The following is a 14,276-nucleotide window of genomic DNA, read 5'->3' as shown; positions in this document are numbered from 1 at the left end:
GTTAAGTTTGATGAATTACTTGCTTTTGCGGATATACATGTCGCCACTGATGGTATACAGGTTCATCTCGACGCCACCACCATTCGTTTTACCGTCAATGTTATTGCCGCCTGTTACACGCGGCAGATTGCTCTTGGAGTCACGGGCAATGTTCATATCGAAGTCTGAGTAGATCTCGCCCTGGATGGTCTTCAGCTTAAAGTTAGCTTTAGTGCTCGCCGGCAGGTGGATGTCAACGGTGCCTGCCACAGTCGAAATGGCGCTCGGTTTGGACTGGTTCAGGCTCGAGAACTTGATCACCATGTCACTGCTGGTAGCGTTTGCCACAACCGGCCCCGTGATATTGGAGAGAGTAGCATTCCCATTATTTAACTTAAGCTCGATCTCACCCTGCATGTCGGCAATGCTTAGGTCACCGCCCATCCAGTTTGTCTCTTCGTACATGACAGATGCATTCTTAGGCACCCGAATGGTATACTTGCCATCCTGCCTGGATGCTTTCGTTACAGTCAGCGTGTTTCCTTCTTTTGCCACAGACAACCCCATTCCTGTATTATCCTCGGCCTGATTGTACAATGGTTTCAGTCCGGCAGCACGGGCAGGAGGAGCCTGGTGGCTAGCAGCCTCTATTACCACCTCGTCTGAGTTATGCCCAATGACCTTTACATCGCTGTTGTGCATCATAATGACCACCTTGTTGCCTTTGCCGTTACCCAGCTTGCTTTTATAAACAAGTGGTTTATCCTGCAAGGTCTCTTCCGGGTCTACAGTCCCGGCCACTGTTGTGGTATGGGCTTCATTTCGTTCATGCGCACTTGCTGGCGCTGCGGAGAGCAGAAGATAGGCAACTGCTACTAGTGTTAATCTTTTCATATGGCTCTAATCGCTCTAGTGGTAAGTAAAATTTTTTGTATTGAGTTCTGTTATATCAGTATGCCCAGCCCTTCTGCTGCCTTGCTTTTCACGATAGGAAGCAGGTCTTTCCGGTTTGCCATTTCCTCCAGCTCGCCAACTGCCTCTTTCTCTTTTATGCTGACGAGCATGTCAATCAGCGTAAGCTGCATGATAGGGTCAGTTTGCAGTTTCAGCGACTCAACCAAGGCCTGGCGTACTATTTTCTTGTGGCTGAACTTATAAAGCGCTTCTGAGGCAGCTACCCGCACATTCACGTTCGGGTCCTGGTTCATGGTCGTGATCAGCACTTGTATGATCTCGTCGGGCTGCTCGGTGTCGAATTCCTGGCTGACTAACTGTATGCGCTCACTGGCAGAGGCTCCTGTGGTCATGGCCAGCTTCATTTCCTCCACTTCCTCCCGCAGGGCGGCCAGCTCGGCTCGCTGTTCTGGGGCTATACCTTGGTTATAGTTCCGGCCTAGCCAGAAGGCACCCAGGATGAAGATGATGCCAGCGGCTACACGCCAGTAAGTGGCATATTCCTGCAAGATCGGGAAGAACACCTGCTTCCCTTCTGGCTCCTGTTGCTCCACTTCCTCCTGCTCGATCTTTTCAAACAACCAGTCATCAGACAGTGCCCTGATGGATTGTTGCTGCTGCTGTTTGGCGTAGTACTGAAATGGGGCAGCGTGGGCCTTCAGGTGCTCAGGCAGTTCTGCTGTTTCGTTAAAGAATGCTTGCAGCTCCTTTTCTTCGGCTACTGTCGTTTCGCCTTCGTAATACTTCTGCAGCAGTTCTTCTATGTTATCCAACTTCATAATTCTCTAGTTTTAGAAAGCCATCCCGTACGCTTTTGCGGGCCCTTGACAGGATTACCCGCAGGTTGTTCACGGTCAGGCTTGTGATCTGCTCTATTTCTTCAAAAGTGTAGCCTTCCACATCTCGCAGGTGCAGCACCAGTTTCTGCTGCTCAGGCAGTGCTGCGAGCAGCTTCTGCACATTGCCCATGCTGTCTGTCAACTCCGAGTGCTGGTAGGGGTTCATATCTCCTGAGCTCAGATCTATACCTGTCACGTCGACCATCTGTTTTCGCTTGGCTGCTTTCAGCTTATCCAGGCACAGGTTTTTGGTGATGCGCATGCCCAATGCCTCGATGCTGTCGTAGGCGTGCAGCTTGTCTTTCTGGGTCCAGAGTTTGAGGAATACATCCTGCAGGATATCCTCCGCTTCATCTTTGTCATGAAGCATGAACAGCGCCAGCCTGTAGAGCTTTTGCTTCGCCGGAAGTACCTTTATTTTAAACTCTTGCAGATCCATTCAATTACAAAGACGACCTAGGGTGAGAAACATTACAGCATATTATCAAAATTTTATGTGTTCAAGGTATAGCAGCTAGCAATTTCTTCTTAACAGCTTGTATCCCAGCATATTTCACCCTTTAGATGATCTCTTTTTGATGGTCGTTAACAATTCCTTTGCCTGTTTATTAGCTGGCTGCAACCGAATTGCCTTCTCCAATGTGTCGGTAGCTTTCTGTCGTTCGTCACTCAGCAGGTGCGCCTTTGCCAACCCAACCAACGGCCAGGCTTCTTCTTTGTGCCGGCTACTGATATGGCTATACCAGGCAATGGCCTCCGGTGATTTTTTAGTCTGTAATAAGTATTCGCCGAACTTCTCTTCTGCCTGTGTGATCTCTTCGCTATTGGCACGGGCATCCTGTACGGCACGGAAGTAGACCCAGGTAGCCGACCGGAAGCCTGCCCGCTCGTATACCTGCTGCATGGTGCTAGCCACGGTGCCTGTTGTTGGCATGGCTAGTACGGCCTCCAGCACAGGGTCTCTGCCCTGTAGGTAATCTGTAGAGGTATAACCAACAGGTATATCGGGTGCTGTCCAGGGTCGCTTTTCGTCCACGTCCCAGTCGCGCCAGTAAATGGTGGACACACGTATGGTCAGTTTACTGTTCGGTAGCTGCATTTTTCTGGAATCACCGTAGGCGCTGGGTGACGAGCCCGAGGGCTCGCCCACAAACAGGGTATTGGTGTAGTATTCCAGGTCATTGGCCAGCATCTGCGCCGCTGAAAAAGTTTCCCGTCCGATCAAGGTATAGAGTCTTCCAAACCGGTTAATTTGCTCCGACCGTGCCAGAGCTAGTACCAGGGAACGATTGAGATGATTATTTCCGCCAGGGTTATACCTTAGGCCAAGTATCAATTTCTCTACTGGAAATCCGGTGACGATGCGCTCTATCTTCGCAACAAAAGCGGCTAGCGACTCATCGTCCTTGTCATTGCTTTCATTCAGCTGCACATACAGCGTCTTCTCCTTCTCCAGCATGTGGAGCCAGAACTTTTCCTTTCTATTCCATTGGCTCATAGGTGCTGCTATACCTAGCGCCTCATTCGCCCCTACAAAGTATACCTGTTTAAACTGCGGGATTGGAGAAAGCGCTACCGCTGCCGTTTTTCCATCGCGTGTTTTTACCTTAAGCACTATCTCTTGCACATCATCGGCTATACCTAGCGTAGCCAGAAATTCAGGCACTACAAGAAAGGTGGGCGCCAGCTGCTTAAAACCCATCTCGTTATCATAGTGCACTACGGGTCTTACTTTTTCCAGAGCTTCATTTGCTGCAGTACTTCCGATCTGCAGTACCTCGGCACCAATCAGGTCCATCAGTTCAGGCGTTGTTTCCCGGATGAACAAACCATCATCAAACAGAGCAAGCTTCACAGGCAGGTGGTTCAGAAACAAACTGGAGTCAGCGGGCGGAGGTGTAGCAGAGTGCGCCCGACTGTAGGCCACTGCCATATCCTGCGGCAGCGTCAGGCGGGTATGGCCATCGCCGATCATGGCAACCAGGCGCGTGAGGCCCACTACTATTTCATGATCCCGCAACTTGGGCACCTGAGCGTGCAGTACTGCAACAGCACTGTCGAACTCTTGCTGCGACACCTTATTATAAGGAGATCGGTGCATTTTGGGCATTTGCTCAGCCAGAGCCCTGATATCCTGTTGCCATTGGGCTACGCTCAGCACATCGGGTTGGGCCTGAACCAAGCTATGGCCGAGCAACATCAACAGAAGGCTGCAGCAGGTTAAGAATCGATTATTCATAGTAACAAAGGCAGGTATAAACGCAAGGCACAGAAACTGCGGCTGCCCCTCCAATTACAAAGACGACTCAGGCCTGGAAACATTACATATTTGGTTGCTATACTTAGCTAATCCCTTATCGGCCGACTATGCGAAGCGTAGCGCGATTAAACCTTCTCTACTTATCCCCTTCTAAGTACCTGGCAAAGCTTTCATAGAGATATACACCTGCTTGATCGATTAAAATGCCCTCTCAGGCTTATAACTCGTGTCAGCACTTTGATTTAAGCATGTAAATGCCTAAACTTAGTTACCTAAAACTAAACTTCTCTAAACCTTAACCTTAAAAGAACTTGAAAAGACGTCATTTTATCGAGCTATCGGCGCTCGGGTTTGGTGGGCTTATGATGCCCTCTATACCTGTGTTCGGCGATATCATCTCACCCGAGAGAGCGCTGGAACAGGTAGATCCAGCCTTAAAGAAGCGTCTGGCTGATGTAGCCCTGAACGCAGCCAAGTCAAGCGGCGCTTCCTATGCCGACGTGCGCATAGGCCGTTACTTGCAACAGTATGTTTTCACCCGCGAGCAACAGGTACAGAACATCGTGAACGCTGAGTCTTACGGTGTAGGTGTACGGGTACTGGCCAACGGTACCTGGGGCTTCTCTGCTACCTCCGATGTAACCGACAAAGGTATAGCCAAAGCAGCCCAAGAGGCGGTAGCCATTGCCAAAGCCAACTCGAAGCTGCAGAAAGAGCCGGTGAGGCTGGCTCCTGTGAAGAGCTACGGCGAGGTGAGCTGGAAAACCCCGATCGAAAAGAACGCTTTTGAAGTGCCTGTAAGTGAGAAAGCAGACCTGCTGTTGGCTGCCAATGCCAAGGCCATGGAGAACGGCGCCAGCTTCGTGAATTCTGCCCTTTTCCAAGTAAACGAGCAGAAGTATTTTGCCTCTACCGAAGGCTCTTACATCGACCAGGACATCCATCGTATCTGGCCAAACTTTACGGTGACAGCCGTGGACAAAGCCTCTGGCAAGTTCAGAACCCGTGAGGCCCTGAGTGCGCCAATGGGTATGGGCTGGGAGTACATGGTACCGAAAGCGGGCGAAAAGATAAAAGGGCCGGAAGGAACTGGCCTGGTGGGCTATCGCTACGCTTACGACATGCTCGAAGACGCCGCCCTGGCCGCCAAGCAAGCCAAAGAGAAACTGACGGCTAAGTCTGTGGCAGCAGGCAAGTACGACCTCATACTGGATCCGAACCACCTGGGCCTGACTATTCACGAGTCAGTGGGTCACCCGCTGGAGCTTGACCGCGTGCTCGGCTACGAAGCCAACTACGCCGGCACTTCTTTCGCCACACTCGACAAGTGGAAATCCAAGAACTTCAAATACGGTTCCGATAAGGTGCACATCTTCGCTGACAAGACCCAGAAGGGCTCACTTGGCCTCGTAGGCTGGGATGACGAAGGCGTGAAAACTAAGCAGTGGGACTTGATCAAAGACGGCATACTGGTGAACTACCAGGCTATCCGTGACCAGGCGCACATCATCAACGAGCCGGAGTCGCATGGCTGCTGCTATGCCGATAACTGGAGCTCTGTACAGTTCCAGCGTATGCCAAACGTGTCGCTGGCACCAGGTAAGCAGAAGATGAACGTGGACCAGCTAATCAGCGGCGTTGACAAAGGCATCTACATTGCCGGACGTGGCTCTTACTCCATTGACCAGCAGCGCTATAACTTCCAGTTTGGTGGTACGGCGTTCTACGAGATCAGTAAGGGCAAGATTGTGGGCATGCTGGAGGACGTGGCTTACCAGAGCAACACGCAAGAGTTCTGGAACTCTTGCGCGGGTTCTTGCGACGAGAGCGACTACCGCCTGTTCGGTTCGTTCTTCGACGGCAAAGGCCAGCCAAGCCAGGTAAGCGCTGTATCGCACGGCTCAGCCCACACTCGCTTCAACGGCGTGAATGTGATCAATACAGCTCGTAAAATCTAAATCAGTAAAGAGTTAAAAGTTAAGAGTTCCTATTTTGGACTCTTAGCCTGGATAAGCCTAGATGATCGGTAGAGCTGATTTATACCTGCTTCTGCTTTTTAACTTTTAACTCTAACTCATAACTCTTAACTAAGATTAAAATGGCAATATATACAAGAGAACAAGCAGAGGCTTTGCTGAAAAAGGCTCTGGCTTACTCAAAAGCCGACGAGTGTGAGGTCACGCTGAGCGGCTACAATGGCGGCAACATCCGCTATGCCCGTAACGAGGTATCGACAAGTGGGGCCGAAGAGAACGTGGCCATGTCGGTAGAGTCACGCTTTGGAAAACGATCCGGCGTGGCAACGATCAACGAGTTCGACGATGCCTCTCTGGAGAAAGTAATACGTCGTGCCGAGGAGATCGCGCGCATTGCACCGGAAAGCCCGGAGTACATGCCCATGCTGGGCCCTCAAAAGTACATCACGACCAAAGCTCACTTTGACTCCACCGCCAAAATAGACCCGGCCTACCGTGCCGATGCAGCCGCCAAGAGCATCAAAGCCGCTGCCGACAAAGGCTTGACTGCCGCTGGCTTCCTGGAACACTCGACCAGCTTTATGGCGCGACTGAACTCCAAAGGCCTGTTTGCTTATCACCCGTCTACTGTCGTGGATTTCTCGGTGACCATGCGTACAGAAGACGGCACAGGTTCCGGTTACGTGACGCAGGACTTCAGCGACGTGAGCAAACTCGACACGGCCAGCGCCTCACAGATTGCAGCTAGCAAAGCCGTGAATTCCCGCAATGCTAAGGCCTTGGAGCCAGGCAAATATACCGTTATTCTGGAGCCGGCTGCTTCTATTGACCTGTTGCGCAACATGTTCGGCAACATGGATCAGCGTAACGCCGAAGAAGGCCGCAGCTTCCTGAGCAAGCCTGGTGGCAAGACTAAACTGGGCGAGAAACTGGTAGACGAGCGCATTACGGTGTATTCAGACCCAATGCACCCGGAGATTCCATCTGCTCCGTTTGCCGGCGATGGTCGTCCGCGTGAGAAGACAACCTGGATTGAGAAAGGCGTCATCAAGAACCTGTACAACTCCCGCTTCTGGGCTGAAAAAACTGGTGCCAAGTCGGTGCCGAACCCGGGCGGTGTAGTGATGGAAGGCGGCAACCAGACGCTCGAAGACATGATCAAGAGCACGAAGCGTGGTATCCTGGTGACGCGCTTGTGGTACATCCGCTCCGTAGACCCGCAGACGCTGCTTTACACCGGCCTTACCCGTGACGGTACCTTCTACATCGAGAACGGCAAGATCCAGTATCCGGTGAAGAACTTCCGCTTCAATGAAAGCCCGATCATCATGCTCAACAACCTGGAAGCTTTGGGAAGACCGCAACGTATCAACGGCAACCTGGTACCGCCAATGAAGATCCGCGACTTCACCTTCACCAGCTTGTCTGACGCGGTGTAGTCACTACAGCTTATACCTTGAATGCCGTATGCAGCGCTTTGTGTACGGCATTCATTTTACAAAAAATTTATGCCAACTATACTTCGGATATTTGGATACAGATTTTTCTTCTTCAGCAATGAAGGAAATGAGCCGCCACATATACATGTTGAGAAGGCAGAAGCTTATGCTAAATACTGGCTGGAGCCAGTTGAGCTCGCAAGTTCTTATGCTTTCAATGCTAAAGAGCTTAATGAGCTTCGTAAATTAGTAATTAGTAATAAAGAGCTCTTTGAGCAAAAATGGCATGAGTATTTTAGCTAAGAAATCTACACCGCAGGCGCAAAAAGTCTGGTTCACAGACACCAAGATGTACGTGCTATTGACCGATGGTCGTGAGTTGGGTATACCATTAGAATGGTTTCCCAGACTGCGTGATGCATCTGAAAGCGAACGTATGAACTGGCGTTTAATTGGTGGCGGAATAGGTATACACTGGGAAGACATTGATGAAGACCTGTCTGTGGCAGGGTTACTCTAAACAACTTAACTCTTAACTTTTCAAGTGCAACCATTCACCTTCGTCCGACTGCAATACCGCTCCGGCAACTGGGATACTGACCCGCGTATGCCGAGCAATCTGTTGCATTCGCTCATCGAGTACACGACCGTGAAGGTGAACGAGCAGGAGAAGATCATTCCCTTAGACAGTGCCGAACTTTTCAACTACCCCTTCAGCTACATGAGTGGCCACCGGCTGGTGCAGTTCAACCAAAAGGAGCGGCAAAACTTTGAGACCTACGTGCGCAACGGCGGCTTCGTGTTTGTCGACGACTGCAATCACGACATCGACGGACTTTTTGCACGGTCTTTTGAGGAGCAGATGAAGCAGATTTTCGGGCAGGGCGCTTTAAAGAAGATCCCCAACAACCACAAGATTTACCGCAGCTTCTTCACTTTCGAAGATGGTCCACCGACCACTTCGTTCGAGCTCAACGGCTGGGGCGATGACCTGGTGCATGACTACCTGAAAGCGATTGAAATCAATGGAAGGATTGGGGTGCTGTATAGTAACAAAGACTACGGCTGCGAATGGGACTACGATTTTCGGAACAAGCGCTGGCTGGCAGAGGATAACACGAAATTTGGAGTGAATATAATAATGTATGCCCTGACGAGTTAGTATATTAGCAATACCTAATATATAACGAATAAAATATAATCTATGAAACAAAGAGCATTCTTCCTTCTTCTGGTTACACTCGCCTTTGGCCAAGTCTATGCCCAACAGGACAGAAAAATAGAGAATGTCGCGGCCTTTACGCAACTATATGGCTATGTGCGCTACTTCCACCCAAGCGACGAGGCAGCAGCTATCGACTGGGACCGCTTCGCCGTCTATGGCAGCAAACAAGTAGAGGGCTGTAAAAACCCCGAAGAACTAAAAGCTACCCTTGCCGCTTTATTCCAACCAATCGCCCCGACAGTTCAGGTATACCTGGAGAATGAAGAGGTAACGTTCAATGTTAAAGAGATTACCCCTGCCAAGCCTAAGAAACATAAAATAATTGCCTGGCAGCATGCGGGCATGGGACAGGGCGATAAGAATAGCCCTTATCAGAGCATCCGCCTCAACAGGCCAGTAGTATACAGAGCCTCCAGTAACCCGTTTGGCCCTGTTATGAAACCCATAGAGGCTTCTGCCTATCAAGGCAAGGAATTTGTATTTACTGGAAGAGTAAAACGCACAGCAGGATCAGGCACTGGCCATCTGTGGGTCAGAGTAGATAAGAAAGATAATTCCAAAGGGTTTTTCGACAACATGGGAAGCAGGCCGATAAAATCGGACCAATGGGCGACCTATGAAATCAAAGGCAAAGTAGACGATGGTGCTGAGAGAATTGTTGTTGGCGCCTTCCTGCTAGGAGAGGGCGAGGTGTTACTGGATGACTTCAGCCTGAAAATCAACAATAACGGCAACTGGGAAGAAGTATATACTGAGCAATTTACGGGCGAGAAGGAAGGTAAAATAAACAAATCACTCAGCAGTGGCTTAGCTACCAACACCGAAAATGGCTACTTTTTTACAATTCAGCAAAACAAGGAAGCTGATAAATGGCTGGCTATAAGCAGCAATCCGGGAGGCAGTGAAAAGAGCCAGAAGCCGGCGCGACTCTACGATGCCCAGCCGAAACCAGGTGAGTATGTTACCAAATCGCTAAGTGGCGGTTTAAAAGTGATCGTGCCGCTGACACTCTATGGCACCGACACACAAACATACCCTGCCGCCAATAGCAACGCTCTTTCTGAACTCCGAAGTAAATTGGAGGCTATACCTGCAAGCGATATCAATGGCTCCAATCTGTATACTCGACTTGGCGGTGTCACAGTCACCTGGAATGTCTTTCAGCATTTCTATCCTTACTTCGATTTTGCCAAGACGGACTGGGGCAAGGATCTCCGCCTGGCCTTATCCAAAGCCTACACTGACAAAACAGCAGTTGATTTCCAGAAGACGCTACAGTTGCTTACCGCCAAACTAAAGGATGGCCATGTATGGGTAACCACTGCTGAAAGCAAAGCTACACATCAGCCACCAATTACCTGGGAGTGGGTAGAAAATAAACTCGTGATCACAGATGTGTTTGATAACACGTTACTCTTGGTGAAAGGTGATGTTGTAACAGCCATAGATGGTGCCGCACCAGAGGCTGTTTTTGAAGAGCTGCACCAGTATATTTCTGCAGCAACCGAAGGCTGGCTCCACTACAGGGCACAATCTGAATCGCTCCTCGGTGAGCCAGAATCCATACTACAGTTGACGGTGCTGAAAGCTGACAATTCTACGGCAGACTTGCAGCTCAAAAGGACTTTATCACGCCAACAGGCCTTTGCCGCTATGCCTTCTCCAGAAGGTATAAAGTCGCTGGCAGACGGCATTATGTACATCAACATCGGGAAAGCACCGATGAAGGATATCCAGACAGCCATGCCGCAACTGCAGCAAAGCAAAGCCATTATCTGCGATCTGCGAGGCTACCCGAACGGTAATCATGGATTGATCGAGTACCTGTTGCCTGAGCCTGACAATTCTAAGAAATGGATGCAGGTGCCCTACATCATATACCCTGACCAGGAGAAGATAGCTGGTTACAGAGAAATGGGTTGGGGCATGAAACCTAAATCGCCACGCCTTACTGCCAAAGTAATCTTCCTGATCGATGGGCAGGCCATCAGCTACGCAGAGAGCTACATGAGCTTTATTGAGCATTACAAGCTTGCGACCATTGTGGGCCAACCAACGGCGGGCACTAACGGCAATATCAACCCATTTACACTACCGGGCGGCTACAGAGTATCCTGGACAGGCATGAAAGTACAGAAGCATGATGGCTCTCCGCTTCATGGTGTAGGCATTATACCGGATGTGTTTGTGGAGAAGACAATTAAAGGCGTTCGCGAGAGTCGCGATGAGTTTCTGGAGAAAGCCCTGGAGCTCGTTGCGAGTGAAACACTATAAATAAAGATGACTGAACAAGACATTCAACGGCTCCTCGGCAAGCTGCCACAGCTCAAGCAGGAGATACAGAAAGTGATTGTAGGCCAAGAGGAAGTACTCGACGAAGTGCTGATCACGCTGTTGGCCGGTGGCCATGGCTTGCTCGAAGGCGTACCGGGTCTGGCGAAGACTTTGCTGGTACGCACACTTTCCAATGCCATGGACCTGAGCTTCCGCCGCATTCAGTTCACCCCAGACCTGATGCCGACTGACATACTCGGTACCGAGGTGCTAGAAGAGGACCATGCCACGGGCAAACGTTTCTTCAAGTTCAATGAAGGGCCGATCTTCGCTAACATTGTGCTGGCCGATGAGATCAACCGCACACCGCCCAAAACGCAGGCGGCACTGCTGGAGGCCATGCAGGAATATGAAGTGACCTATGCGGGCACGACCTATACCTTGCCGAAGCCCTTTTTCCTGCTCGCCACCCAAAACCCGATCGAACAGGCTGGTACTTACCCGCTGCCTGAGGCGCAGCTGGACCGCTTCCTGCTCTACATCAAAATAAAATACCCGTCAGAGTTGGAGGAGCTCAACATACTGACCAGTACCACCGGCACCCGGCAGGCACAGGTACATCCGGCTATTTCGGGCGAGGAGGTACTGCAACTGCGCCAACTGGTACGGGAAGTGAGCATCAGCGACGATCTGCTGACTTACGTGAACCAACTCGTGCGGGCTACACGCCCTGACACGACATCAAGCGACCATATCAAGAGTTATGTGCGCTGGGGAGCAGGCCCGCGGGCGGGGCAGGCACTCATTCTCACTTCTAAGGCCAGGGCTTTGTTGCAAGGTCGCTTCGCCGTAACGGCCGCCGACGTGCAGACCATGGCCTTCCCGGTGCTGCGCCATCGCATACTGGTCAACTTTACGGCCGAGGCGGAGCGAATCACACCAGACAGAGTGGTAGAAGAATTATTGCAGCATATCAAGTTACCCCAAACGGTACTGGTATAGGCTGCTATATGAGATTGAAGTCGCTCGTTGCGAATTAGCTGGAGTACCTGATACAGCAGGTCGACATGGCAATCAGAAACTGAAAACAGATGGAAGAAATAGAGAACGTAAAACTGAGTGACGCTGGCACGCAACTCCTAAAAAGGATTGTAGGGGAGAGAATCTGTTATTTCTTTACTGATAACATAAAAGTACAGGCTACAGGAGGCAAAGTCACCTACTGGGCGCCTGAGTTTGCCATTGGCCTGACCAAAAACAAGCAGGACCAGCGCTTTATCAACGTCAGTGCTGACTATAAGCTGACATCCCGTTCCTCTACCACGTTTTATGAATTTGAGATCGGAGAAAGCCGGACACCACTACGCTGTGAGAAACTCCTGCAGTCAGGTCAGCACTCTGAGATACGGGTATTATCAACCCCCGTGCTGATGATCGAGGTATACCAGGACTGGAATCAGGAGTTTGATGAAGCCATTGCCTACGATGCCGCTATCGTACTGTACACTGAATCGCAGAAGTACATGCTGAAAGTGCGTGAAGAGCTTATCGGCGGCCTGGATATCATACTGGATGAAGCGACAATCGAAGCGGAACTGGTTGATCTGAAACTGCGCCAGAGTTTGGTTTAAAGCATTACGGTATGTCACAAACAGGGCACAAGTTTATCGATCCGAAAGTACTGGCTACTATCAAGGATCTGCCGCTGCTGGCCAAAACGGTAGTGGAAGGTTTTCTGAGCGGTCAGAACCAGAGCATCAGACGGGGAGCCGGACTAGAGTTTAGCCAGTACCGCAGCTACCAGCCTGGCGACGACCTGCGCCAGTTGGATTGGAAAATGTTTGCCCGCTCCGACCGCTACTACATTCGGGAAGCCGAAGTAGACACCAACATCACCGTGCGCTTTATTGTGGATGGCAGCGCTTCGATGGCACACGAGGACGAGAACGGCCTGACCAAGATGGACTATGCCCGTTTTTTGGTGGCCTCACTGGCATATCTGGCAACCACGCAGGGCGATGCCGTGGGCCTGTATGTGTTGCATGAGCAACAGCTGATCAACCTGACGCCCCGCAGCGACAACATGCACCTGCAGCGCTTCTGGCATCAGCTAGCTGAGATCAAACCCACTGGACGATTCCCTAACGCCGAAACAGCCGCCAACCTGTTTTCGGACCGTCGCCAGAAAGAACTGACCGTGTTTGTAACCGACCTCTACGAGCACGAGCATGAAATAACAGACCTGCTCTACAAATTGGGCGCACAGCGGCACGAGTTGTTGCTATGTCACCTGATGAGCCGTAACGAACTGGATTTTAAGTTTGAGGGCACACTTACGTTCGAGGATCTGGAAACCGGCCAGACCATGCAGGTAGGCACCGCTGAGCAACGTAAAACCTACCTGGCCAAGCTGCAGGACTGGCTTCAGCAAACCGAAAAAGCCATGCGCAACCGCCAGATCGCCTATGACCGCTTCGTCACCGATGAGCCACTGGACAAAGCACTGCGGGCATTTTTAAAGAACAGGCTGGTGTTGAGTTAGTAGGTGAGCGAATGAGTGATTTTTGAGTGAATGTTAAAAACGATGAAAGATAACTTTTCCGGACACGCTGTTGACTACGCCAGGTATAGGCCCACCTATCCGCCTGAGCTAATTGCCCAACTGGCAAGTATGGCGCCAGCACAGCAGCTAGCCTGGGACTGTGCGACTGGCAATGGTCAGGTAGCCGGTATGCTTGCTTCTTTTTTTGACCAGGTGGTTGCGACTGACATCAGCGAGAACCAGTTGAAGAATGCCGTGCAGCTGCCCAACATCAGCTATAGAGTAGAGCAGGCCGAAGAGTCTTCGCTCCCAGATCATGCCGTTGACCTGGTTGTGGTGGCGCAGGCTGTGCACTGGTTTGATTTCGATCGTTTTTATCAGGAGGTGAAGCGGGTACTTAAGCCCGACGGCCTGATTGCCGTGATCGGGTATGGTCTGCTTAGCACGCACCCATCATTGGATAAAGTAATCAGATACTTCTACAGCGAAGTGCTCGACGGCTACTGGGATCCGGAGCGCAGCTACCTCGACGAGGACTACCGCACCATCCCGTTTCCTTTTCAGGAAGTGCAGCTGCCACAGTTCAGCAGCAGCTATACCTGGACACCCGAAGACCTGATCGGCTACCTGAACACCTGGTCGGCTGTGAAACACTACGAAAAGCAGCAAGGTCATAACCCGGTGCAGTTGGTGGAAAAGCAGCTATGTGCTGCTTTCGAGGCTCCGACAGCGACTATCACATTCAATATTTTAACCCGAGTAGGCAAAGCCAACAACTCCTAAACTTT

Annotated in this window: 14 protein-coding genes; 10 read left to right on the top strand and 4 right to left on the bottom strand. The window is 50.8% G+C overall.

Translation table 11 applies throughout. From position 1 onward, the window contains the following. Positions 1-15: 15 nt before the first annotated feature. From BW972_RS05575 to BW972_RS05560, 4 genes are all read right to left on the bottom strand, one after another. Positions 16-873 carry a DUF4097 family beta strand repeat-containing protein gene (locus tag BW972_RS05575; RefSeq protein ID WP_234986302.1) on the bottom strand — a complete coding sequence of 286 codons (858 nt, stop codon included), beginning with the start codon at positions 871-873 and terminating at the stop codon, positions 16-18. A gap of 50 nt (positions 874-923) precedes the next feature. Then, entirely contained in the window at positions 924-1,712 is a 789-nt protein-coding gene (locus BW972_RS05570; protein WP_076421381.1) for a HEAT repeat domain-containing protein, read from the bottom strand. Next, complete coding sequence (locus BW972_RS05565) at positions 1,699-2,211, bottom strand: RNA polymerase sigma factor (protein WP_076421380.1); 513 nt, start codon at positions 2,209-2,211, stop codon at positions 1,699-1,701. The genes BW972_RS05570 and BW972_RS05565 overlap by 14 nt, the downstream gene beginning before the upstream one ends. Positions 2,212-2,325: 114 nt before the next feature. After that, positions 2,326-3,954, bottom strand: a complete 1,629-nt coding sequence (locus tag BW972_RS05560) for a hypothetical protein (RefSeq protein ID WP_143731870.1) — start codon at positions 3,952-3,954, stop codon at positions 2,326-2,328. 389 nt (positions 3,955-4,343) lie between these two features. Here BW972_RS05560 and BW972_RS05555 point away from each other — a divergent pair, with 389 nt between their 5' ends. From BW972_RS05555 to BW972_RS05510, 10 genes are all read left to right on the top strand, one after another. After that, positions 4,344-5,990 (top strand): TldD/PmbA family protein, encoded by a 1,647-nt coding sequence (locus BW972_RS05555; RefSeq protein ID WP_040573421.1) that lies wholly within the window; start codon positions 4,344-4,346, stop codon positions 5,988-5,990. 140 nt (positions 5,991-6,130) lie between these two features. Then, positions 6,131-7,447 (top strand): TldD/PmbA family protein, encoded by a 1,317-nt coding sequence (locus BW972_RS05550; RefSeq protein ID WP_007652633.1) that lies wholly within the window; start codon positions 6,131-6,133, stop codon positions 7,445-7,447. A gap of 69 nt (positions 7,448-7,516) precedes the next feature. Beyond that, positions 7,517-7,750 carry a DUF4160 domain-containing protein gene (locus BW972_RS05545; protein WP_040573425.1) on the top strand — a complete coding sequence of 78 codons (234 nt, stop codon included), beginning with the start codon at positions 7,517-7,519 and terminating at the stop codon, positions 7,748-7,750. Beyond that, positions 7,734-7,967, top strand: coding sequence for a DUF2442 domain-containing protein (locus tag BW972_RS05540; RefSeq protein ID WP_007652636.1), 234 nt, complete (start codon positions 7,734-7,736; stop codon positions 7,965-7,967). The genes BW972_RS05545 and BW972_RS05540 overlap by 17 nt, the downstream gene beginning before the upstream one ends. Before the next feature lie 24 nt (positions 7,968-7,991). Continuing rightward, entirely contained in the window at positions 7,992-8,609 is a 618-nt protein-coding gene (locus BW972_RS05535) for a DUF4159 domain-containing protein (RefSeq protein ID WP_007652638.1), read from the top strand. A gap of 42 nt (positions 8,610-8,651) precedes the next feature. Continuing rightward, positions 8,652-10,946: a S41 family peptidase gene (locus tag BW972_RS05530; RefSeq protein ID WP_076421378.1), complete on the top strand. Its 2,295-nt coding sequence runs from the start codon at positions 8,652-8,654 to the stop codon at positions 10,944-10,946. Positions 10,947-10,952: 6 nt separating this feature from the next. Beyond that, positions 10,953-11,948 carry an AAA family ATPase gene (locus BW972_RS05525; RefSeq protein ID WP_007652642.1) on the top strand — a complete coding sequence of 332 codons (996 nt, stop codon included), beginning with the start codon at positions 10,953-10,955 and terminating at the stop codon, positions 11,946-11,948. Positions 11,949-12,037: 89 nt separating this feature from the next. Next, positions 12,038-12,577, top strand: coding sequence for a hypothetical protein (locus tag BW972_RS05520; protein ID WP_007652644.1), 540 nt, complete (start codon positions 12,038-12,040; stop codon positions 12,575-12,577). An 11-nt stretch (positions 12,578-12,588) separates the two neighbouring features. Continuing rightward, a complete protein-coding gene (locus tag BW972_RS05515; protein WP_007652646.1) occupies positions 12,589-13,488 on the top strand; it encodes a DUF58 domain-containing protein in 900 nt (299 codons plus the stop codon). A gap of 42 nt (positions 13,489-13,530) precedes the next feature. Further along, positions 13,531-14,271: a class I SAM-dependent methyltransferase gene (locus BW972_RS05510; RefSeq protein ID WP_007652649.1), complete on the top strand. Its 741-nt coding sequence runs from the start codon at positions 13,531-13,533 to the stop codon at positions 14,269-14,271. The last annotated feature ends 5 nt before the right edge of the window (positions 14,272-14,276 follow it).

Source organism: Pontibacter lucknowensis (assembly GCF_900156415.1).
Lineage (GTDB): Bacteria > Bacteroidota > Bacteroidia > Cytophagales > Hymenobacteraceae > Pontibacter > Pontibacter lucknowensis.
This window is presented reverse-complemented; position numbering and strand designations above follow the sequence as displayed.